Genomic DNA, 22,649 nt, shown 5'->3' on the forward strand with positions numbered 1-22,649 from the left:
GCTGCGGTGCAGCGGGGCAGGGCGATTGGCCAACGCCTGCAATTTAGCGGCATTGCGCTCGCTTGCCACCGGGGGCGTCAGGTCCGGATCAGTAAAATCAGGGTAAATCCCGACCGTTTTTCACAACCATCACAGACCCATCATGGCTCTCGACAACGTCACCCCCGGCAGCAAAGTCCCCGAAGCGTTCAACGTGATCATCGAAATCCCGATGAACGCCGATCCGATCAAGTACGAGGTGGACAAGGAAACCGGCGCGATCTTCGTGGACCGCTTCATGAGCACCGCGATGCACTACCCCACCAACTACGGCTACGTGCCCAAGACCATTGCCGGCGACGGCGACCCGGTGGACGTGCTGGTCATCACCCCGGTGCCCCTGATCCCTGGCGTGGTCGTGCCCTGCCGTGCCATCGGCATCCTGAAGATGCAGGACGAGGCCGGCGAAGACGGCAAGGTGCTGGCCGTGCCGGTGGACAAGATCCTGTCCATCTACACCCAGTGGCAGAAACCCGAAGACCTGAACCCGATGCGCCTGAAGACCATCCAGCACTTCTTCGAGCACTACAAGGACCTGGAGCCGGGCAAGTGGGTCAAGGTGCTGGGTTGGGAGGGCAAGGACGCCGCCCACAAGGAGATCCTGGACGGCATCGCCAACTACGAGAAGGCCAACCAGGCCTGATCCGGCCGGATCACACAGCGGGGGCTTCGGCCCCCGTTTTTCATGGGGCCTCGCGGCGCAGCGGGCTGCGGGCCTGCAGGTGCTCCAGGTATTGATCGATGCCCTGGCCCTCGCGGTCCAGGAAACGGTCCACCGCGTCGGCAAAGGCCGGATGGGCCAGCCAGTGGGCGCTGGTGGTGCGCACCGGCAGCAGGGCGCGCGCCATCTTGTGCTCGCCCTGGGCGCCGCCTTCAAAGCGCCGGAAGCCCTGGGCCAGGCACCATTCCAGCGGCTGGTAGTAGCAGGCCTCGAAGTGCAGGCAGTCCACCCGCTCCAGTGCCCCCCAGTAGCGGCCACAAGCCACGCCCTGCGACCGGTCGATGCCGATCAGGCTGCTGGCGATGGGCCGGCCGTCGCGCTCGGCGATGAACAGCAGCCAGTTCGCCGCCATGTCGCGCTGCATGCGGTCGAAGAAGCCGGGCTGCAGGTAGGGCGCGTTGCCGTGCTCGTAGTAGGTCTGCTGGTAGCAGCGGTGGAAGAAGTCCCAGTCGGCCGCGCTGATGGCGGCACCCTCGGCATGGCGGAATGTGACGCCGGCCTCAAACACCTTGCGCCGCTCCTGGCGGATCTTCTTGCGTTTTTCCTGCTGCAGTGAGCCGAGAAACTGGTCGAAGTCCGCCCAAAGCTGCCCGTCCGGGCCCTGGTTCTGCCAGTGGAACTGCACCGTGTGGCGCAGCATCAGGCCGGCGGCTTCGCAGGCCGCCACATCCTGGGGTGTGAGGAACAGCAGGTGCAGCGAGGACAGCCGCCAGTTCCGCACCTGGGCCACCAGCGCACGCACCAGGGCCGCCCGGGCGGCGTCGTCCCGGGCCAGCAGGCGTGGGCCGGGCACCGGCGTGAAGGGCACGGCCACCAGACCCTTGGGGTAGTAGCGGATGCCGTGCTGCTCGTGCGCCTGCGCCCAGGACCAGTCGAACACGTATTCGCCGTACGAGTGCTGCTTGAGGTAGAGCGGGCAGGCCGCCACCAGCTCGTCGCCCCGCCACAGGCTCAGGTACTGCGGGGTCCAGCCGGTCTCCCCCACGGCACTGCCGCTGGCGTGCAGGGCGTCCAGATAGGCCGACCTCAGGAAGGGCGACGGCTCGGGCTGCCGGGCCAGCAGATCGTCCCAGCGGGACATGCCGATGTCGGCCAGGGACTGCGAGACCCGGGTGACATAATCGTTTTCAGCCACGCGCCTGCCCCCAACGACCACCTGTTTTCACTTCTGCTCCATGACGTTTTCCGTTTCCGTGGCCCAGCTCAACTTCGTGGTGGGCGACATGGCCGGCAATGCCCGGCGCATCATCGACGCGGCGGTGCAGGCCCATGCGCGCGGGGTGCAGCTGCTGCTGACGCCGGAGCTGGCGTTGTGCGGCTACGCGGCCGAAGACCTGTTCCTGCGGCCCGCCTTCATCGATGCCTGTGATCATGCCCTGAACGAGATCGTGCGCGGCACCGCCCACCTCAAAGGCCTGCACCTGGTGGTGGGACATCCGGCCCGCCAGACCGACATGGCCCTGCGTGGCCGCAGCGTGGCCGTGGCCGGCCTGTACAACGCCGCCAGCGTCATCAGCGAAGGCCGGGTCGTGGCCCGCCATGCCAAGCGCGAACTGCCCAACTACCAGGTGTTCGACGAGCGCCGCTACTTCGTGCCGGGGCATGAAGCCTGCGTGTTCGCGGTGCCCGATGCCGCCGGCCGCACGGTCAAGGTGGGATTGCTGATCTGCGAGGACGCCTGGTTCGAAGCCCCCGCCGCCGACTGCAAGGCCGCCGGCGCCGAGGTGCTGGCCGTCATCAATGCCTCCCCGTTCCATGCCGGCAAGGGGGGCGAGCGCGAAGACACCATGCGCCAGCGCGCGGCGTCCACCGGCCTGCCGCTGATCTATGCCCACCTGGTGGGCGGGCAGGACGAGATCGTCTTTGAAGGCCGCAGCTTCGTGCTGGATGCGGCCGGGGCGCTGGCCGGCCGGGCGGTGAGCTTCGAGGAGGCGGCCTTCGACATGCGCTTCGAGCGCACGGAAGCGGGCTGGCAGATCACGGCCGACACCGACCGCGCCCACAGCGCCGAGGCCGATCTCTGGCACGCCCTGGTGCTGGGCGTGCGCGACTACATCGGCAAGAACGGTTTTCCGGGCGCGCTGCTGGGTCTGTCGGGCGGCATCGATTCCGCCCTGGTGCTGGCCATTGCGGTGGATGCGCTGGGGCCCGACCGCGTGCGGGCGGTCATGATGCCCTCGCCCTACACCGCCGACATCTCCTGGATCGACGCCCGTGACATGGCCGCCCGCATGGGCGTGCGCTACGACGAGATCGCCATCGCACCCGAGTTCGAGGCTTTCAAGGCGTCACTGCTGCCCTTGTTCGAAGGCCGGCCCGAGGACACCACCGAGGAGAACCTGCAGGCCCGCATCCGCGGCACGCTGCTCATGGCCCTGTCCAACAAGTTCGGCAGCATCGTGCTGACCACCGGCAACAAGAGCGAGATGGCCACCGGCTACTGCACGCTCTACGGCGACATGGCCGGCGGCTTTGCGGTCATCAAGGACGTGGCCAAGACGGCGGTGTTCCGCCTGGCGCGCTGGCGCAATGCCCACGACCCGTATGGCACCGGCGCCAACCCCATTCCCGAGCGCATCATCACCCGCCCGCCGAGCGCCGAGCTGCGGCCCGACCAGGTGGACCAGGACAGCCTGCCCCCTTACGAGGTGCTGGACGCCATCATCGAGCGCTACATGGAGAACGACCGCAGCCCCGGCAGCATCGTGGCCGAGGGCTTTGCCCAGGCCGATGTGGACAAGGTGGTGCGGCTCATCCGCATCAACGAGTACAAGCGCCGCCAGGCGCCGGTGGGCATCCGCGTGACGCACCGCAGCTTCGGCAAGGACTGGCGCTACCCCATCACCAGCCGCTGGCGCGCCTGACGGCCTGCGGTGCCACTGCCCGACCCGCCTGCGGCGGTGATGGGTGCGTGATACATTTTTGACACTTTCCCGAGACCGAACCGGAGCCCCCGCATGAAGCAGATCACCGCCGTCATCAAACCCTTCAAGCTCGAAGAAGTGCGCGAAGCACTGGCCGAACAGGGTGTGACCGGCCTGACGGTGACCGAGGTCAAGGGTTTCGGCCGCCAGAAGGGCCACACCGAGCTCTACCGCGGCGCCGAGTACGTGGTGGACTTCCTGCCCAAGGTGAAGGTGGAGGTGGTGGTCAACGACGGCGACGTGGACCGCTGCGTGGACGCCGTCATCCGCGCTGCGCGCACCGGCAAGATCGGCGACGGCAAGATCTTCGTCACCTCGGTCGAGCGCGTGGTGCGCATCCGCACCGGCGAACAGGACGAATCCGCGGTCTGACGCGGTTCAGATCAGTTCGGTGCGAAAGCGCGGCGCCAGGCCGCTGTCCTGCACCAGCGCCGGCAGCAGCCGGCCAGGGTCGGCATCCACCTGCACCAGGGCCATCTGTTCGGCACTCATGAAGCCCGCCTGCACGCCCTGCTGCAGGAAGCGGTTCAGCGCGTCGTAGTAGCCGGCGGTGTTGAGCAGGCCGATGGGTTTGTCGTGGTAGCCCAGCTGCCGCCAGGCCCACACCTCGAACAGTTCTTCAAAGGTGCCGATGCCGCCCGGCAGCGCCACGAAGGCATCGGCGTTGTCCGCCATCAGCCGCTTGCGTTCGTGCATGGTGTCCACCACCACCAGCTCGGTGCAGGCGGTGTGCGCCCATTCGCGTTCCACCAGGGCGTGCGGGATGATGCCCAGCACCTGACCGCCATGGGCCAGCGTGGCGTCGGCCACGATGCCCATCAGCCCGTTGCGTCCGCCCCCGTACACCAGGCGCCCGCCGTGGCGGCCGATCCAGGCGCCGGTGTCGGCGGCGACCTGTGCAAACGCCGGGTCGGTGCCCGGCCGGGAACCGCAGTACACACACAGCGAGAAGGCCGGCTCGCTCATGCGCCACCCCAGCGTGACCAGATGGCCGCGCCCCAGATGCCCAGGCACAGCAACAGGCTCAGCAACACGGCCGCGCTGCCCATGTCCTTGGCCCGCTTGGACAGGTCGTGCCATTCCGGGCCGATGCGATCGATGGCCGATTCGATGCCGGTGTTGAGCAGTTCGACCATCAGCACCAGCATGACCGAGCCCGCCAGCAGGGCGGTTTCCACCCAGGTCTGTCCGAGCCAGAAGGCGGCCGGCACCAGGACGATGGCGGCGATGATTTCCTGGCGGAACGCGGTCTCGCCCCAGCCGGAGCGCAGGCCGGCCAGGGAGTAGCCGAAGGCATGCTGCATGCGAGACAGACCCGTGCGCAGCTTCTGCGCGTTGACGGCTTCCCGATCGGGTTGCTGGTTCATGGTTTCAACTCCACCAGCGCCGTGGCTTGTTGGGGTCTTCCACCGGCTTGAAGTGGATCAGGCGAGTGCCCGCCAGTGCGTCGTGCAGGAACTGCCCCTGGACATGAAAGCGTGAGAGCAGCGCCCAGATCACGACCCAGCCCACGAACAGCACCGTCAACTGCGGCCCCGGGAGGTGCATGATGCCCCCCACGGCCAGTGGCGGCAGCAGCCACACCCACGACAGCACATAGCGCCAGAGCGCACGGCCCTGCGTCAAGGCGTTGCCGTGTCGGTCGACCACGCGGATGTGCCAGGTCTTCATGGCCAGTGTCTGGCCCTTGGCCCAGAACCAGCCGAAGTAGATGCCGAACGCCACGAACACCAGGGCTTGCAGCAGATAACGGTTGTCCAGTGCATTGCCCGCATCAACGAACGATGACAGCGCGTAGCTGGTGGTGAACAGCACCCCGACCAGGAAAATCACGCCGAACAACAGGGTGCCTTCGTAGAGCCAGCAGGCCATCCGGCGTTTGAGCGAGGGGGCCTGCAGCGACACGGGCTGGGCAGGCGAAGGGGAGGGGGAAGACGCGGTGTCGGCCGACATGGATGCAGGGGTCCGGAAAAACCGGAATTGTCGCATCCGGCATGAAAACGGCGGCTTTCCGGGCTGTTCCGGCCGGGGTGCGGTGAAAACCGCCCGTGTTGCGGTGCGATAATGCGCGTTGCAATTCAAAACAAGGCAAACGGATCCGGGTCCGGCGGGGTATGTGTCCGCTCATGGCCATGGGTCTCAAGTCCCGATACCGCCCCACAAGGGTGGGTGGAGGGGCACCCAAGGTTTTTCGTCAGAGAAATTCTCGAAAGGTTGATCATGGAAATCTCCAAGGCCGAACTCGCTTCGGCGGCCGCCGCATCCGGCGCAGCCATCCCCGAACTCCGTGGTGCAGAAATCCTCGTCAAGGCCCTTCAGGCCGAGAACGTGAAGTACGTCTGGGGCTATCCCGGCGGCGCGGTGCTGCACATCTACGACGCGTTCTACAAGCAGGACACCATCCAGCACGTGCTGGTGCGCCACGAACAGGCCGCCGTGCACGCCGCCGACGGCTATGCCCGCGCCACCGGTGACGTGGGCGTGGCCCTGGTCACCTCCGGCCCCGGCGTGACCAATGCCATCACCGGCATCGCCACGGCCTACATGGACAGCATCCCCATGGTGATCATCACCGGGCAGGTGCCCACGGCCGCCATCGGCCTGGACGCCTTCCAGGAGTGCGACACCGTCGGCATCACCCGTCCCATCGTCAAGCACAACTTCCTGGTGAAGGACGTGCGCCAGATGGCCGACGTGATGAAGAAGGCCTTCCACATCGCCCGCAGCGGCCGTCCCGGCCCGGTGGTGGTGGACATCCCCAAGGACGTGTCCTTCAACAAGACCCCCTACGCCGGCTACCCCGAGACGGTGGAAATGCGCTCCTACAACCCGGTGCGCAAGGGCCACGGTGGCCAGATCCGCAAGGCGCTGCAGCTGCTGCTCAACGCCAAGCGCCCCTACATCTACACCGGCGGCGGCGTGCTGCTGGGCGATGCCACGGCCGAGCTGCGCACCCTGGTCGACCTGCTGAACTACCCGGTCACCAACACCCTGATGGGTCTGGGCGCCTTCCCGGCCACCGACCGCCGCTTCCTGGGCATGCTGGGCATGCACGGCACCATTGAAGCCAACAACGCCATGCAGAACTGCGACGTGCTGCTGGCCGTGGGCGCGCGCTTCGACGACCGCGTGATCGGCAACCCCAAGCACTTCGCGCAGAACGAACGCAAGATCATCCACATCGACATCGACCCCTCCAGCATCTCCAAGCGGGTGAAGGTGGACGTGCCGATCGTGGGCGACGTGAAGGACGTGCTCACCGAGCTGATCCACATGGTCCGCGAGACCACCACCCGCGCCGACGAGAAGGCGATGGCCGACTGGTGGAAGACCATCGAAGGCTGGCGCTCGCGCGACTGCCTGAAGTACGACCGCGGCAACAAGGACGTCATCAAGCCGCAGTACGTGGTCGAGACCCTGTGGAACATGACCAAGGACGTCGACACCTACATCACGTCCGACGTCGGCCAGCACCAGATGTGGGCGGCCCAGTTCTACAAGTTCAACGAGCCGCGCCGCTGGATCAACTCCGGTGGTCTGGGCACCATGGGCGTGGGCATTCCGTACGCCATGGGCATCAAGCTGGCCAAGCCCGAGAGCGAGGTGTACTGCATCACCGGTGAAGGTTCGGTGCAGATGTGCATCCAGGAACTCTCCACCTGCCTGCAGTACAACACCCCGATCAAGGTGATCTCGCTGAACAACCGCTACCTGGGCATGGTGCGCCAGTGGCAGGAGATCGAGTACTCCGGCCGCTACAGCCACAGCTACATGGATGCGCTGCCGAACTTCGTGAAGCTGGCCGAGGCCTATGGCCACGTGGGCATGCTGATCGAGCGTCCGCAGGATGTGGAGCCCGCCCTGCGCGAGGCCCGCAAGCTCAAGGACCGCACCGTGTTCATGGACTTCCGCACCGACCCGTCGGAGAACGTGTTCCCGATGGTGCAGGCCGGCAAGGGCATCACCGAGATGCTGCTGGGTTCGGAAGACCTGTAATCACCCCTCGCGGGCCGGCAGGCGCCGGCCCATTCCCTCCAGTCGAATCTATTGCCCGCCAAGCCCGCGCATTACCGTGCGCGGGGGAGGGCGGCGAAAAGAGGAAACTTCGCATGAAGCACATCATTGCCGTGCTGCTCGAGAACGAGCCCGGTGCACTCTCACGCGTCGTGGGCCTGTTCTCGGCCCGTGGCTACAACATCGAGTCGCTGACGGTGGCCCCCACCGAAGACCCCAGCCTCTCCCGCATGACCATCCAGACCACCGGGTCGGACGACGTCATCGAACAGATCACCAAGCACCTCAACCGCCTCATCGAGGTGGTCAAGGTGGTCGACCTCACCGAAGGTGCCTACACCGAGCGCGAGCTCATGATGGTGAAGGTGCGTGCGGTGGGCAAGGAACGCGAGGAGATGAAGCGCATGGCCGACATCTTCCGTGGCCGCATCATCGACGTGACCGAGAAGAGCTACACCATCGAACTCACCGGCGACCAGAGCAAGAACGACGCCTTCCTGGAAGCCATCGACCGAACCGCCATCCTCGAGACGGTCCGCACCGGTGCCAGCGGCATCGGCCGCGGTGAGAGAATCCTGCGCGTTTAATTTCATTCCAACGGAGCAACCATGAAAGTTTTCTACGACAAGGACTGTGACCTGAGCCTGATCAAGGGCAAGACGGTGGCCATCATCGGCTACGGCAGCCAGGGCCATGCACACGCGCAGAACCTCAACGACAGCGGCGTGAAGGTGGTGGTCGGCCTGCGCAAGGGCGGCGCCTCCTGGGACAAGGTCGGCAAGGCCGGTCTGACCGTGATGGAAGTGAACGACGCGGTCAAGGCCGCCGACGTGGTCATGATCCTGCTGCCCGACGAGCAGATCGCCGAGGTCTACCGCAACAACGTCGAGCCGAACATCAAGCAGGGCGCCTCGCTGGCGTTCGCCCACGGCTTCAACGTTCACTACAACCAGGTCGTGCCGCGCGCCGATCTGGACGTCTGGATGGTGGCCCCCAAGGCCCCCGGCCACACCGTGCGCAACACCTACACCCAGGGCGGCGGCGTGCCCCACCTGGTGGCCGTGCACCAGGACAAGTCCGGCAAGGCCCGTGACCTGGCCCTGAGCTACGCCATGGCCAACGGTGGCGGCAAGGCCGGCATCATCGAGACCAACTTCAAGGAAGAGACCGAGACCGACCTGTTCGGCGAGCAGGCCGTGCTGTGCGGTGGCGCCGTCGAGCTGATCAAGATGGGTTACGAGACCCTGGTCGAGGCCGGCTACGCCCCCGAGATGGCCTACTTCGAGTGCCTGCACGAGCTCAAGCTCATCGTCGACCTGATCTACGAAGGCGGCATTGCCAACATGAACTACTCGATCTCCAACAACGCGGAGTTCGGCGAGTACGTGACCGGCCCCGAGGTCATCAACGAAGAGTCGCGCAAGGCCATGCGCAACGCGCTCAAGCGCATCCAGAACGGCGACTACGCCAAGATGTTCATCCTGGAAGGCCGCACCGGCTACCCCAGCATGACGGCCCGCCGCCGCAACACCGCCGATCACCAGATCGAGGTGGTGGGTGCCCAGCTGCGCGCCATGATGCCCTGGATCGCCAAGAACAAGCTGGTCGACCAGACCCGCAACTGATCGGGCTCGCACCCGTCCCGCGCAAAGGGCCACTTCGGTGGCCCTTTGTCGTTGATGCGGCGCCACTGCCGTACACTGCGCCTTCCGCGGCCGCCCGCCGCGCCCAAGCCTTGCCATGCACGACGGAAACGACACCCAGATCCCGACCCCGGTCGACGCGCCCAAGCGGGCCAAGGGCATCTACATGCTGCCCAACATGATCACCCTGGCCGCGCTGTTCGGCGGCTTCTACGCCATCGTCATGGCCATGAACGACCGGTTCGACCTGGCCACCGTCGGCATCTTCGTGGCCATGGTGCTCGACAGCCTGGACGGTCGCGTGGCCCGTCTGACCAACACCCAGAGCGCTTTCGGCGAACAGATGGATTCGCTCTCCGACATGGTGTCCTTCGGTGCGGCGCCGGCGCTCATCGCCTACGAATGGGTGTTGCGCGACATCGGGCGCTGGGGCTGGATTGCGGCATTTGTCTACTGCGCCTGCGCCGCCCTGCGACTGGCCCGCTTCAACGTGAACACCGGTGTGGTGGACAAGCGCTACTTCCAGGGCCTGCCGTCACCGGCCGCGGCGGCCCTGGTGGCCGGCTTCATCTGGCTGATGACCGAAACCGAGGTGCCGGCGCAGGACGTGACCTGGTTCATGTTCGCCATCACGCTCTACACCGGCCTGACCATGGTCACCAACGTGCCGTTCTACAGCTTCAAGGACCTGAGCCTCAAGCGCAGCGTGCCGTTTGCGGCCATCGTGCTGGTGGCCCTGGGCATTGCGGTCATCAACATCCACCCGCCCACCGTGCTGTTCGGGCTGTTCGTGCTGTATGGCCTCTCGGGCTACGTGATCTACATCTGGCGCAAGTCCAAGGGGCGCCCCACCAGCGTGATCAGCACCTCCACCGACGAACCGGACGAGCGCGGTCTGCACGACTGACACCGATGGGCCCGATTGCAAACCCCTATCGGTTCTTCAAATTCTTTGTGATACATTGACCCGTATGTTCCAGATCGCCCTGCTGCTACCCCTGTCTGTCCACCACGGGCACGTCCGGTAGCGCGCGAGCGAACACATCCCACGGCCCGTATGCACCCGCAGCGGGCCGTTTGTTTTGGAACTGCGGGTTTTCGAGATCCAGGCCTTTGTGCCCCACCGGAGCAATGCGATGACTGACAAGCTGATCATTTTCGACACCACCTTGCGCGACGGCGAACAGTCGCCCGGCGCTTCCATGACGCGCGACGAGAAGCTGCGCATTGCCCGCCAGCTGGAGCGCCTGAAGGTCGACGTGATCGAAGCCGGCTTTGCCGCCAGCTCCAATGGCGATTTCGAATCGGTCAAGGCCATCGCCGACGTCATCAAGGACTCCACCGTCTGTTCGCTGGCGCGTGCCAACGACCGCGACATCTCCCGTGCGGCAGAAGCCCTCAAGGGTGCCAACCGGGCCCGCATCCACACCTTCATCGCCACCAGTGCGCTGCACATGGAGAAGAAGCTGCGCATGAGCCCGGAGCAGGTGCTCGAGCAGGCCAAACAGTCGGTGCGGTTTGCGCGCAACCTGTGCGAGGACATCGAGTTCAGCGCCGAGGACGGCTACCGTTCCGAGATGGACTTCCTGGCCCGTGTGGTGGAGGCCGTGATCGCCGAAGGCGCCACCACCATCAACATCCCCGACACCGTGGGTTATGCCATCCCCGAGCTGTATGGCAACTTCATCCGCACCCTGCGCGAGAAGGTGCCCAATGCCGACAAGGCCATCTGGTCGGTGCATTGCCACAACGATCTGGGCATGGCCGTGGCCAACTCGCTGGCCGGCGTGAAGATCGGCGGTGCGCGCCAGGTGGAGTGCACCATCAACGGCCTGGGCGAACGGGCCGGCAACTGCTCGCTGGAAGAGGTGGTGATGGCGGTGCGCACCCGCCGTGATCACTTCGGCCTGGACGTGGGCATCGACGCCAGCCAGATCGTGCCGGCCAGCCGCATGGTCAGCCAGACCACCGGTTTCGTGGTGCAGCCCAACAAGGCGGTGGTGGGGGCCAATGCCTTCGCCCACGCCAGCGGCATCCACCAGGACGGCGTGCTCAAGGCCCGCGACACCTACGAGATCATGCGAGCCGAAGATGTGGGCTGGAGCGCCAACAAGATCGTGCTGGGCAAGCTCAGCGGTCGCAATGCCTTCAAGCAGCGCCTCCAGGAGCTCGGCATCGAGCTCGACTCGGAGACCGAAATCAACGCGGCGTTCGCCAAGTTCAAGGAACTGGCCGATCGCAAGGCCGAGATCTTCGACGAGGACATCCTGGCCCTGGTGAGCGACGACAGCGTCACCACCGAAAAGGAGCAGTACAGCCTGGTGTCGCTGGCCCAGCGCAGCGAGACCGGCGAGCGCCCGCATGCCAATGTGGTGTTCACCGTGGACGGTCGCGAGGTGCAGAGCGACTCGGACGGCAACGGCCCGGTCGACGCGTCGCTCAAGGCCATCGAGAAGAACGTCAAGAGCGGCGCCGAGATGGTGCTGTATTCGGTCAATGCCATCACCAGCGGCTCCACCGAGAGCCAGGGCGAGGTCACGGTGCGGCTGCAGCACGGCGGTCGCGTGGTCAACGGCGTGGGCGCCGACCCGGACATCGTGGTGGCCTCGGCCAAGGCTTACCTGAGCGCGCTGAACAAGCTGCACAGCAAAGCCGACCGTGTGGCGGCCCAAGGCTGAAAATTGAATTAAATCAACCACTTGAGCGGTGAATTGGCGCCATCCGTCGAATAGATACCAAAAGTAGCATCTGTTCCATCGATCGGTGAAGACTACCGCTCAAGTTTTTGATATTGCTAGTTTTTTTGCCTGTCTCTACAATCCCGCTCCATAGCAGCACTGAGGCAGGAGTTCCGGCATGAAGATCGCGGTCAGCAGTTGGCGTCGTGCCGTTTCCCTGGTGGGCCTCTCGCTCATCCTGTCTGCCGGTGCGGGTCTGTCCGGCGCGCCCGCTGCACACGCCGCCGAAGGCAAGACCCAGGCGGCCAAGAAGGCCTCTGCCTCCAAGAAGAAGGCGGCCGCTCAACCCTCGGCCCGAAAAGTCGCGGCCAAGAAGCCGGTGGCGGTGCAGAAGGCGGGCAAGAAATCCACCCGCAGCTCCAAAGCCGTGGCGGCTGCCCCGCGCCGGAACGCTTCGGCCGCCAAGGCCCAGGCATCCACCCGCCGGGTGAAGACGGAGATCCGTGCATCGGCCCCCGCCGTGGACATGACCCCGGTCCGCATGACCGCGCCGGCCCGCGCGTCAGTGGGTGAGCAGCTGGGCCTTCGCGCCAAGGACGATCCGCTGGACCTCAATTCCAGCGTGGCCCTGGTGGTCGATCAGGAAACCAACGAGGTGCTGTTCAGCAAGAACGACCACGCGGTTCTGCCGATTGCCTCCCTCACCAAGCTGATGACCGGGCTGATCGTGGCGGACGCCCATCTCGACATGAACGAGATGATCACCATCACCCAGGACGATGTCGACACCTACAAAGGCAGCCGGTCGCGCCTGGCCGTGGGGACCCGTCTCACGCGTGGCGAGCTGATGCACCTGGCCCTCATGTCCAGCGAGAACCGGGCCGCCCATGCGCTGGGCAGGACTTATCCGGGCGGACTGACCGAATTCGTCCGCCTCATGAACCTCAAGGCGCGGGAACTCGGCATGAGCGACACCCGCTATGTGGAACCCACCGGCCTGTCGAGCGACAACCGCTCCAGCGCCCGCGACCTGGCCACGCTGGTGTCGGTGGCTTACGAGCGCCCGATCCTGCGTGACCTGTCCACGTCGCCCGGTTACGAGGTCGATGTCGGGCGCCGCACCCTGCAGTTCAACAACTCCAACCGCCTGGTGAAGAACCCGGAATGGGACATCGGCCTGCAGAAGACGGGCTACATCTCGGAGGCCGGACGTTGCCTGGTCATGCAGGCCCAGGTGGCCGGTCGCAAGCTGATCATGGTGTTCCTGGACGCGACCGGAAAACTCAGTCGCCTGCAGGACGCCGAGCGGGTCCGCAAATGGGTGGAACACAAGACCGGCAACCAGCCGATGGCCGCCCGCCCCCAGGGCTGATCAGCGGGCTCTGAGCTGGTCGGGATGGGGGCAGCCCAGAGCGCTTGAAATCTCGGCGGCGGTGGCCCTGAGCTTGGGCAGCCAGCTCTCGTCGATGCGGTCGGCGGGTGCCGAGATCGACAATCCTGCCACCAGCTTGTGCTGGTCGTCGTAGATGCCGGCGGCCATGCAGCGCACACCCAGCTCCAGTTCTTCGTTGTCCCTGGCCACGCCGAGCTGGCGGCATTGGGCCAGCTCGCGTTCGAGCGCGGGCAACTGGGTGAGGCTGTTGCGGGTGTTGCCTGCCAGCCCGGTGCGGGTGGCATAGGCCCGCAGCCGCTGGGGCTCTTCGTCGGCCAGGAACAGCTTGCCGACCGAGGTGAGGTGCAGCGGGGCCCGACCGCCAATGGCCCGCACCACCTGCATGCCCGAGCGCTCGCTGTAGGCGCGTTCCACATAGACGATCTCGTCGCCCTGGCGCACGCTCAGGTTCACCGGCTGCTGGATCTGGCGGTGCAGTTCCCGCATGGGCAGCAAGGCGGCGTCGCGCACGCTCAGCCGTGCCTTGACCAGGTTGCCCAGCTCCAGCAGGCGCATGCCCAGCCGGTAACTGCCGGCCTCGGGGCGGTCGACAAAGCGGCCGATGGTGAGATCGTTGAGGATGCGGTGGGCGGTGGAGGGGTGCAGCCCGGTCTTTTCGCTGATTTCCTTCAGCGATACCGGCTCTTCTCGGGATGCCAGCACCTCCAGCAGGTTGAACATGCGTTCGATCACCTGCACGGTGGGCGCGGTCGGTGCGGATTCGTTTCGTTTCGTCATGGCGTGATGGCCTGATCTTACGAGATGAAATGCACAGCCCGAAGCACGGGAGCGACCCCAGGCTCAGTCCTGCTCGGTCCAGCGGCCGTCCAGCAGCAGTTCGTGCGGGACGAAAGCCGCCTTGTAGTTCATCTTCGGGCTCTGACGGATCCAGTAACCCAGGTATACATGGGGCAGGTCCAGGGCGCGGGCCTGACGTATCTGCCACAGGATGCTGTAGGTGCCGTAGCTGGCGCGATCGTCCGGCTCGTAGAAGGTGTAGACCGCCGACAGGCCGTCGTTGAGCACGTCCACGATGGACACCATCTTGAGCCGCACCGGCGCACCGCTGGCATCGGCCTCATGGAACTCGACCAGCCGAGAGTTGACCCGGCTCTGCAGCAGGAACTGGGCGTACTGGTCCACGCTGTCCTGGTCCATGCCGCCACCGGCATGGCGGCTGTTCTGGTAACGCAGGTAGAGGTCGTAATGGGCGGGCACGAAACCCAGTTTCAGCACCCGGGTGACCAGACCGGCATGCTGCTTCTCGGCCCTTCGCTGGCTACGGCTCGGCTGGAAGCGCGCCACCGGCAACCGCAGCGGTATGCAGGCCTGACAGCCGTCGCAGTACGGCCGGTAGGTGAACATGCCGCTGCGCCGGAATCCGTGGGTGACCAGGTCGGAGTAGGCGTCGTTGTGGATGAGGTGGCTGGGGGTGGCCACCTGGGAGCGGGCCATCTGGCCGTCCAGATAACTGCACGGGTAGGGCGCTGTCGCGTAAAACTGCAGCGCCTGTAGCGGGAGTTCTTTGGGGTGGGTCACGCGGGACGGCGGGCGTGGTGGAACAGTGCGTCCCAGTATACGGGGCGGAATTCCCAGGTCGGGGCGGCCAGCGGCAAGGCCATCTGCACATGCTGGATGAAGTCGCTGCGGGGCATGACCTTGCCACCCAGCGACGCGAGGTGGGCGGTGTTCTGCTGGCAATCGATCAGGGGCACCCGGTGGACCCGGCAGAACGCCACCAGGGCGGCCAGGGCGATCTTGGAAGCATCGGGCACCCGGCTGAACATGGATTCGCCATACACCATGGCCCCCAGATTGACGCAGTACAGACCCCCCACCAGATCGCCGTCGATCCAGGTTTCCACGCTGTGGGCCAGACCGGCACGGTGCAGGCGACCGTAGGCCTGGGCCATGGCGGGGAGTATCCAGGTGCCGTCCTGACCAGACCGGGGGGTATGCGCGCAGGCCCGTATGACCCGGTCGAAATCGTGGTCGACCCGGATTTCCAGCCGGTCCTGCGAAATCAGTTTCTGCACGGTCTTGCGCAGGGACCGGTGCAGCCGGAACTCGGCGGTGTTCAGCACCATGCGGGGGTCGGTGCTCCACCACAGGATGGGCTGGCCCGCGCTGTACCAGGGAAAGATGCCCCGGGTGTAGGCCGCCACCAGCGTGGGAACGTCCAGCGTGCCCCCGGCGGCCAGCAGGCCCGGCGCCGGATCCGCCGGCCCCCAGGCTTCCTCCACCGCGGGAAAGGGCTGACCGGGCTCCAGCCAGGGCAGGGCGCGGGTCGGGGGCGTCTGTGTCATGGCGGCTGGCCGGTCAGGGCCCGCGGGAGGCCGACGTTCTGCCGGAATGGGCCCCCATCCACGCCAGCAGCACCACGGTGATGCCGATCAGATCCGCCAGAAAGTCCGCCAGATCGCCCCGGCGCCAGCCGCTCCAGGCCTGGAGCAGCTCGATGACGGCGCCCCACACGGCCAGCGCCACCGCCAGCCGCAGGCCCCCATCTCGCCAGCGGTGGGCCATCAGGCCGCACAGCATCAGCCAGCCGAAGCCGGTGGCGTGTTGCGCCTTGTCCCAGATGTCGAATGCCAGATCGGGCAAGCGCTGTGTCGGCAGCAGGGAGCCGATGGTGATCAGCAGAAAGCTGAGCACGAATGCCAGTTTCCAGGCCGGGCGGAAAGTGAGCAGGGTCATGGCGAGCGTGACCTCGACGCGCGGTCAAAACGATGGGTTGTACGGTTGAATGTACCGTACCCCCGACCGGTACCATCCTGTCATAGTTTTTTACACATAGGGGTATCCCTTCCCGGGTTGTGCCCCACCTCATGGAATGAACCATCCCTGTGTCACAGCCCCTGTCAGCCCGTTCCGCCGCCAGGCAGGGCTGACCTTGATCGAGGCGCTCACCGCGGTTCTCGTGCTGGGCGTGATTGTGGCGCTGGGTGGCCCTTCCTTCGCTGCATTTGTCCAGAACACCCGGGTGGAGTCGCGCTCCAGCGCGGTGCTCCAGGTGGCCAACCAGGCGCGTGCAGAAGCCACGGCCCAGCGCCGTCCGGTGTCGGTCTGCGGCAGTCTCAACGGCACCGCATGCAGCAACGACGCGGCAGCCTGGTCCACGCGCGTCATCAGTTTCGTGGACTGCAACGGCAACGGCACGCTGGATGCGGCGGTTCCCGCGCCGGCCTGTTCGGACCGGCTGTTGTCCGACATCGAAAACGGCAGCCCGGGCGTGACCACGGCGGTTGCGGGTTTCAACAACAACCGTTTCGGTTTCAACACCCAGGGTTTCCTGCTCAACCCCGCTCGGGGAACCATCCGTTTCTGTGATGGCCGTGGAGCCCGTTTCGCCCGTGCCTGGGTGATGTCGCCCACGGGCCGCCTGATTGCCGCTGTGGACAGCAACGTACCTGCCGATGGAGTGGTGAATGACCACACGAATGCCAACATCACCTGCCCCTGACGCGGTGGCGTCCATGCCGCGACCACCGGCCGCCGGCCGCGGTCAGCGGGGTTTTGCGCTGATCGAGGTGATGGTCACGGTGCTGGTCATCACCTTCGGGCTGATCAGTCTGGCCGGCCTGCAGCTGGCCACCAAGCGTGGCGGCAACACCTCCTACCAGCGCACGCTGGCCCTGACCGTGGCCAACGAGATGATGGAGCGCATCAATCTGAATGCTTCGCAGGCTGCGGCTTACAACACCGGCCTCAACACCGGGCTGGGTCGTGGCAGCCTGGGCGCTGTGGGCAAGGACTGCACCCAGATCGCCGGTGCCTGCACGCCGGCCGAGCTGGCCGCCTGGGATCTGTGGAACTGGGAGCGCCGCCTGGATGGCGCCGGCATTCAGGACGCCAATGCCAACGATGCCTCGGGTCTGCTGGAGGCCCGCGGCTGCGTGGTGTTCACGCCGGACGGGGCCGGGTCTCCCAATTCGGGGCAGGTGCGCATCATCGTGAGCTGGCGCAGCCTGACCGACACCACCGATGCGGCCACCACAGCCGCACTGACCTGCGGTGCCGTGGCCACCGGAAGCGACGCCGGGCGCCAGCAGGTCGTTCTCAACGGATACGTCGTCAATGCGGGAGATTTCGCGCCATGAGGTCTGTGCCGCACGCATCCTTGCGCCGCTCTCGCGGCCTCACGCTGCTGGAACTGCTGGTGGCTCTGGCCATCGGCATCTTTCTGGTGGGTGGGGTCATATCGCTGTTCCTGGCGTCCAAACGCTCCTACACCGAGACCGACCGTTTCGCCCGGGTGGCCGAATCGGGGCGTTTTGCGCTGGTCACGCTGGGTCGCGATCTGCGCCAGGCCGGCTTTTTCGGTGCGGCCGGACTGGTCAACCTGACGACCGACCCGGACACCGGCGCGGTCAGTGGCGACTGCACGGCGCCGGCCGATGCGTACGGCTATGCGAACTACTTCCAGGTGGTTCGGGCCAGCGGCACCGGCCAGGCGGTGGGGTGTGTGACCGACGCCGTGCCCGATTCGGACGTGATCATCATCAAGTCGGTCCGGGCCGTGCCTCTGACCGATGGCGCTCGAGACAACCGTACCGATGACGACGGCGTGATCGACACGCCCGAAGCGATCAACAACCAGCGTGTGTACATCCTGGCCAACACCGATCGGGGTGTACTGTTCCGCGGAGCGGACGGCACGCCGCCCACCCTGCTGGCCGGTGGTGACGTGCCCCAGGGCGAGGCGTGGCAGTACCAGGTGTTCGTGTATTACGTGCGGGCCGGCAACGTGCCCACGCTCAGCCGCAAGACCCTGGGATGGGATGCCACGAACAACCGTCTGGCCATCCTCACCGAGGACCTGGTGGAGGGCGTGGAGCAGATGCGGGTGCAGCTGGGTGAAGACCGCACCCTGGACGGCAACGTCGATGTGCTGGTGGATGCCACGCAGGTGGTCGACTGGACGCGGGTGCTCTCGGCGCAGCCCAATCTGCTGCTGCGCAGCCTGGAGCCCGAACCCGGTTATGTGGACGACCGTACCTATGTGCTGGCCGGCGCCAACTTCGCCCCGGGTGGGGCGTTCCGCCGGATCGTCATTTCCGAGACGGTGTCGATGCGCAACTCCATTTTCATCGTCCGCTCGGGATTCTGACCATGACGACGCTTCCCATGTACCGTCCCCGCCGCAGTGCGCCCCGGCAACGGGGTGCCGTCCTGGCCATCACCATGGTGCTGCTGGTGGTGATTGCGCTGCTGGCGGCGTACGCGGCCGCCAACGTCAACACCGACCTGCGCATGGTCCGCAACCTGCAGGAGTCGGTCCGCTCGCTCAACTCTGCCGAGGCAGGGACTTCGGCCCTGATCAAGGCCATCTTCGAGACACCGGGCCTGCTCAACGGCACCAGCAATGCCGATCCTCTGGCCGGCGTGAATCCCAACCCCCTGGCCAGCGTCACCAACCGCGGCGACGATGCCATCGATCTCAATGTGGTCAACACGGTGCGCGAGGGCAGCTGTCCGCGAAGCGCGGCCGGATCGAGTGCCCGCGTGATCGTTTGTGACCATTACCGGATCGAGTCGGAGCACACCTCCGACTTTGCCCGGACGAAGGTGGATGAAGGTGTTTTTGCAGAGGTCATCGGGCGCAACTCGCCCTGATCCGGGAGATCAAGCATGTTCGAGAAATCTGTTTCTGCCTGGCGCGTGATGTCGCGTGTGCTGGTCATGGCCATGACCGGCCTGGCGCTGGTGCACCTGCCAACGGCCCACGCCGACGAGACCGAGGTGTTCCGCTCGGACAACGAGAACGGCAACGCCCGGCCCAAGGTGTTGATCATCTTCGACAACTCCGGCTCGATGGACTCGGTGGCCCAGCGCAAGCCGGCCTACGACCGCACCATCACCTATCCCACGGTCCCCGGGATCGACGCCAGCCGCCTGTACTGGGCCACCGGCACCAACGGCGGGCCGCCGCCGGTCAACACCGGCAACTGGTTCCCGGCTTCCATCAACCGCTGCAACCGGTCGTTCAACTCCCTGGACACCAACGGCCTGTACAGCAGCACGCGGTTCGGCATGTACACCGGTGGAGACACCTGGAGTGCCCTGGGAGCCACCACCCGGAGCCTGGTGCACATCGACTGTCTGGCCGACATCAGCAACTCCGATTCCGGAAACGGTTCGGGGCAAGCCGCCGGCTACCCCCGCAACCAGGGTACGGGCGGCAACCGCATCAGCAACTACAACGGCTACGGCACGACCCGCGACACCGGCATCGACGACAACTGGACCACAGCCCGCCTGTACACCGCCAACTACATGAACTGGTGGTACAGCACCACCCTGGTGGACCGCACCCGCATGGAGGTGGCGCAGGGCGTGATTTCCGAGATCATCGACAGCAACCCGGACATCGACTTCGGTCTGGCCACCTACAACTACAACACCAGCACCAGCACCGACGGCGGGCGCATCATCCGCCGCATCATCGAGAACTCGACCGCGCTGCAACGCCAGAACGTGATCGACCTGGTCAACCAGCTGTCACCGGGCGGCAACACGCCGCTGTGCGAGAGCATGTACGAGGCCTACCGCTACCTGTCGGGTGGACGCCTTTACTTCGCCACCGAGAAGGACAGCCAGAACCGGGACGGTCCGGCCCGCGACCTGCTGGCCGAGCGGCTGACCGGCACCTACATCTCGCCGGTGGGTGACTGCCAGTACGTGTACGTGATCCTCATGACCGACGGTGAACCGACCTCGGACGATCAGGCCAACACCTTGATCGAGACCCTGACAGGCAAGACCTGCGGTAGCTACAACGGCACCAAGAACTGCATGCCGACGCTCGCGGAGTACATGTACAACCAGGACCTGGATGGCGTGGCTTCCAACGGCATCCAGCGTGCGGTGACCTACACCATCGGCTTCACCACCGCGCAGACGCTGCTGAGCGACACGGCGGTGCGGGGCGGTGGTCAGTACTACACCGCCGACAACACCGAGGAACTGACGACTGCCTTCCAGGGCGCCATCACCTCCATCCTGTCGACCAACGCAGCCTTCACCTCGCCGGCGGTGGCCGTGGACTCGTTCACCCGCACCGAAAGCCGCGACGACGTCTTCTACGCCATGTTCCGGCCCACCACCGGCACCAACTGGCCGGGCAACATCAAGAAGCTCAAGGTCCGCGTGGCTTCGGACGGCTCTGCCGCCCTGGTCGACAGCGTGGGGGCCGAGGCCATCGACGCGCAGACCGGCTTCATCAAGGATTCGGCGGTGACGTTCTGGGGCAGTGCCGCCGATGGACCGGCCGTGGGGCAGGGCGGGGTGGGGGCCAAGCTCGCCGCCCGCGACCCCGACACCCGGGTCATCAAGACCAACACCGGCACCAACGGCGCGCTGCAGGACTTCAACACCACGAATCTGAACGCCACGGCCTACAGTGTGGGCAGCGCCAGCGACGTCTACAACCTGTTCGACGTCACCAGCGCCACCGATTTCTCCAACCTGATCGCCTGGGCGCGGGGCTGGACCGATTCGGCCAAGACGTCCCGGCGTGACTGGATCCTGGGCGACATCGTGCACAGTCGTCCCCTGGTGCTGAACTACGGCGCACGCACGAGCGACTACTCGGCTTCCAACCCCGACCTGCGCGTGGTGGTGGGTACCAACGCCGGTTTCCTGCACATGTTCAACACCGCGGACGGTGCAGAGGACTGGGCGTTCTTCCCCAAGGAACTGACCAAGGTCTTCAAGGCCCGCAAGGACGACCTTCTGGGTGGCAACAAGGTCTGGGGCGTGGACGCGCCGGTGGTGTCCTACCGCTTCGACGCCAACCAGGACGGCTCCATCAAGGCCACCGATGGCGACAAGATGTACATCTTCTTCGGCCTGCGCCGGGGTGGTCGTGCCATGTACGCCATGGACGTGACCGATCCGACCAATCCGACCTTCCTGTGGCGCATCAGCAATGCCACGGCGGGCTTCGCCGAAATGGGTCAGACCTGGTCGGTGCCCATCGTTACCACCATCCCGGGTTACGCCACCAGCGGCGTGCGCCGTCCGGTGCTGATTTTCGGCGGCGGTTACGACAGCACTTACGACTCGATCTCCACCACGGCTTCCGAGGTGGCGGCCCTGTCACCCGCTCCGGTGGGCAAAGCGCTGTTCATCGTCGATGCGGCCACCGGCGCGCTGGTCTGGAGCGTCAGCCAGGCCGCCGACAGTGCCACCAACAAGCGCGAGGCGGGCTTCACGCACTCGATGGCCGCACCGCCCGCGGTGATCGACAGCAACGGCGACGGCATCACCGACCGCATCTATCTGCCCGATGTGGGTGGCAATGTCTGGCGCATCGACCTGCCGGGCAACACCCGTCCCACGGCCGCGACCGAGCAGAACCGCTGGCGGGTGACCAAGCTGGCCAGCCTGGCCGCAGTCAGCCTCCTCAACCCTGCCCGCCAGGCCGGTGACCGCCGTTTCCTCAGCGAGGTCGATGTCGTGCGCACCACCTTTGGCGGCAAGGCATTCGACGCTGTCCAGCTGGGCAGCGGCGACCGCACCAACCCGAAGGCGGTCGACAACAACGACCGGTTCTACATGCTGCGCGATTACCAGGTGGCGGCCTACTCGACCGATGCGCCCACCACCGCGCAGTGCACGGCCACCGTCAACCCGAGCACGGACAACCGATGCCGGCTTCCGATCACCGAGTCCAGCCTGTACGACGCTTCGGCCAACCTGATCCAGGTCGGCACGGCCGAGCAGCAGGCCACCGCCAAGACGGGTCTGTCCCAGTCGATGGGCTGGTACATCAACCTCAATGCCAGTGCCGGCGAGAAGTCGCTGTCGGGCTCCACCACGCTGCGCGGCATCACGTTCTTCACCACGTTCGCGCCCAACTCGGCCACCGCCAATGCCAACATCTGCGAGCCGTCGGCTGGCACGGGCCGGCTGTATGCGCTGAACCTGCAGGATGGCTCCGCCACCATCGACTTCAATGGCAACGGCACGCTGGTGACCGCCGACCGATCGGTGCTGCTGGGCTCGACCGTGCCGGATTCGCCGTCGCTGTATTTCGCCCGTGACCAGCAGATCCGCCTGCTGTTCCCGGCCGGCGGTGGTCCTGCTGCAGGCACCCAGGGTGCGGGCGGCAACCGTTGCGGAGCGGGCATGCTGTGCGGTCCGCGTGGCTTGCGCCCTGTGGTGCCGACCTTCCGCTATGAACAGGAGTATTGA

The 22,649-nt window shown here is 65.9% G+C and carries 22 protein-coding genes; 14 read left to right on the plus strand and 8 right to left on the minus strand.

Annotation, left to right across the window (positions count from 1 at the left end):
• Window positions 1-142 precede the first annotated feature (142 nt).
• A complete protein-coding gene (gene ppa, locus WD026_RS03170) occupies window positions 143-682 on the plus strand; it encodes an inorganic diphosphatase (RefSeq protein WP_425722199.1) in 540 nt (179 codons plus the stop codon).
• A 40-nt stretch (window positions 683-722) separates the two neighbouring features.
• Here the strand turns inward: ppa and WD026_RS03175 are convergent, their stop codons facing one another.
• Window positions 723-1,895: a GNAT family N-acetyltransferase gene (locus WD026_RS03175; protein WP_425722200.1), complete on the minus strand. Its 1,173-nt coding sequence runs from the start codon at window positions 1,893-1,895 to the stop codon at window positions 723-725.
• A 40-nt stretch (window positions 1,896-1,935) separates the two neighbouring features.
• On the opposite strand from WD026_RS03175, the gene WD026_RS03180 reads away from it, so the two are divergent.
• Entirely contained in the window at window positions 1,936-3,624 is a 1,689-nt protein-coding gene (locus WD026_RS03180; protein WP_425722201.1) for an NAD+ synthase, read from the plus strand.
• A gap of 93 nt (window positions 3,625-3,717) precedes the next feature.
• Complete coding sequence (locus WD026_RS03185) at window positions 3,718-4,056, plus strand: P-II family nitrogen regulator (protein ID WP_425722202.1); 339 nt, start codon at window positions 3,718-3,720, stop codon at window positions 4,054-4,056.
• A 6-nt stretch (window positions 4,057-4,062) separates the two neighbouring features.
• Here the strand turns inward: WD026_RS03185 and WD026_RS03190 are convergent, their stop codons facing one another.
• From WD026_RS03190 to WD026_RS03200, 3 genes are read right to left on the minus strand one after another with little or no spacing between them, the layout of a single operon-like run.
• Window positions 4,063-4,650, minus strand: coding sequence for a TIGR00730 family Rossman fold protein (locus WD026_RS03190; RefSeq protein WP_425722203.1), 588 nt, complete (start codon window positions 4,648-4,650; stop codon window positions 4,063-4,065).
• Window positions 4,647-5,051 (minus strand): diacylglycerol kinase, encoded by a 405-nt coding sequence (locus tag WD026_RS03195; protein ID WP_425722204.1) that lies wholly within the window; start codon window positions 5,049-5,051, stop codon window positions 4,647-4,649. The genes WD026_RS03190 and WD026_RS03195 overlap by 4 nt, the downstream gene beginning before the upstream one ends.
• 4 nt (window positions 5,052-5,055) lie before the next feature.
• On the minus strand, window positions 5,056-5,637 hold the full coding sequence (locus WD026_RS03200; RefSeq protein ID WP_425722205.1) for an RDD family protein: 582 nt from the start codon (window positions 5,635-5,637) through the stop codon (window positions 5,056-5,058).
• A 267-nt stretch (window positions 5,638-5,904) separates the two neighbouring features.
• Here WD026_RS03200 and WD026_RS03205 point away from each other — a divergent pair, with 267 nt between their 5' ends.
• The 6 genes from WD026_RS03205 to WD026_RS03230 all read left to right on the plus strand — a co-directional run bounded on the left by WD026_RS03205 (window position 5,905) and on the right by WD026_RS03230 (window position 13,391).
• Window positions 5,905-7,680: an acetolactate synthase 3 catalytic subunit gene (locus tag WD026_RS03205; RefSeq protein ID WP_425722206.1), complete on the plus strand. Its 1,776-nt coding sequence runs from the start codon at window positions 5,905-5,907 to the stop codon at window positions 7,678-7,680.
• A gap of 113 nt (window positions 7,681-7,793) precedes the next feature.
• Window positions 7,794-8,285, plus strand: coding sequence for an acetolactate synthase small subunit (ilvN, locus tag WD026_RS03210; RefSeq protein WP_086120809.1), 492 nt, complete (start codon window positions 7,794-7,796; stop codon window positions 8,283-8,285).
• A 21-nt stretch (window positions 8,286-8,306) separates the two neighbouring features.
• The gene (gene ilvC / locus WD026_RS03215) at window positions 8,307-9,323 is read left to right on the plus strand and encodes a ketol-acid reductoisomerase (protein ID WP_425722207.1); all 1,017 of its coding nucleotides are present in this window, start codon (window positions 8,307-8,309) and stop codon (window positions 9,321-9,323) included.
• 115 nt (window positions 9,324-9,438) lie between these two features.
• Entirely contained in the window at window positions 9,439-10,248 is an 810-nt protein-coding gene (pssA, locus tag WD026_RS03220; protein WP_425722208.1) for a CDP-diacylglycerol--serine O-phosphatidyltransferase, read from the plus strand.
• 229 nt (window positions 10,249-10,477) lie between these two features.
• Complete coding sequence (locus WD026_RS03225; protein ID WP_425722209.1) at window positions 10,478-12,019, plus strand: 2-isopropylmalate synthase; 1,542 nt, start codon at window positions 10,478-10,480, stop codon at window positions 12,017-12,019.
• Between the two features lie 178 nt (window positions 12,020-12,197).
• On the plus strand, window positions 12,198-13,391 hold the full coding sequence (locus tag WD026_RS03230; RefSeq protein ID WP_425722210.1) for a serine hydrolase: 1,194 nt from the start codon (window positions 12,198-12,200) through the stop codon (window positions 13,389-13,391).
• Here the strand turns inward: WD026_RS03230 and WD026_RS03235 are convergent, their stop codons facing one another.
• The 4 genes from WD026_RS03235 to WD026_RS03250 form a co-directional block, all read right to left on the minus strand.
• Entirely contained in the window at window positions 13,392-14,189 is a 798-nt protein-coding gene (locus WD026_RS03235; RefSeq protein ID WP_425722211.1) for an IclR family transcriptional regulator, read from the minus strand.
• A gap of 63 nt (window positions 14,190-14,252) precedes the next feature.
• Window positions 14,253-14,990 (minus strand): arginyltransferase, encoded by a 738-nt coding sequence (locus WD026_RS03240; RefSeq protein ID WP_425722212.1) that lies wholly within the window; start codon window positions 14,988-14,990, stop codon window positions 14,253-14,255.
• Window positions 14,987-15,757 carry a leucyl/phenylalanyl-tRNA--protein transferase gene (gene aat / locus WD026_RS03245; RefSeq protein WP_425722213.1) on the minus strand — a complete coding sequence of 257 codons (771 nt, stop codon included), beginning with the start codon at window positions 15,755-15,757 and terminating at the stop codon, window positions 14,987-14,989. Before aat ends, WD026_RS03240 begins: the two co-directional genes overlap by 4 nt.
• A 13-nt stretch (window positions 15,758-15,770) precedes the next feature.
• Window positions 15,771-16,148, minus strand: a complete 378-nt coding sequence (locus WD026_RS03250) for a VanZ family protein (protein WP_425722214.1) — start codon at window positions 16,146-16,148, stop codon at window positions 15,771-15,773.
• Between the two features lie 196 nt (window positions 16,149-16,344).
• Between WD026_RS03250 and WD026_RS03255 the strand changes: the two genes are divergently transcribed.
• Genes WD026_RS03255 through WD026_RS03275 form a run of 5 tightly spaced genes read left to right on the plus strand, consistent with a single transcriptional unit; the run spans window position 16,345 to window position 22,649 of the window.
• The gene (locus WD026_RS03255) at window positions 16,345-16,914 is read left to right on the plus strand and encodes a GspH/FimT family pseudopilin (RefSeq protein WP_425722215.1); all 570 of its coding nucleotides are present in this window, start codon (window positions 16,345-16,347) and stop codon (window positions 16,912-16,914) included.
• A gap of 13 nt (window positions 16,915-16,927) precedes the next feature.
• Window positions 16,928-17,551: a type IV pilus modification protein PilV gene (gene pilV / locus WD026_RS03260; RefSeq protein WP_425722216.1), complete on the plus strand. Its 624-nt coding sequence runs from the start codon at window positions 16,928-16,930 to the stop codon at window positions 17,549-17,551.
• 20 nt (window positions 17,552-17,571) lie between these two features.
• Window positions 17,572-18,561 (plus strand): PilW family protein, encoded by a 990-nt coding sequence (locus tag WD026_RS03265; RefSeq protein WP_425722217.1) that lies wholly within the window; start codon window positions 17,572-17,574, stop codon window positions 18,559-18,561.
• A gap of 17 nt (window positions 18,562-18,578) precedes the next feature.
• Window positions 18,579-19,067 (plus strand): pilus assembly PilX family protein, encoded by a 489-nt coding sequence (locus tag WD026_RS03270; protein WP_425722218.1) that lies wholly within the window; start codon window positions 18,579-18,581, stop codon window positions 19,065-19,067.
• Between the two features lie 15 nt (window positions 19,068-19,082).
• Window positions 19,083-22,649, plus strand: coding sequence for a pilus assembly protein (locus tag WD026_RS03275; RefSeq protein ID WP_425722219.1), 3,567 nt, complete (start codon window positions 19,083-19,085; stop codon window positions 22,647-22,649).

The organism is Hydrogenophaga sp. R2 (genome assembly GCF_049843595.1).
Taxonomy (GTDB): domain Bacteria; phylum Pseudomonadota; class Gammaproteobacteria; order Burkholderiales; family Burkholderiaceae_C; genus Hydrogenophaga.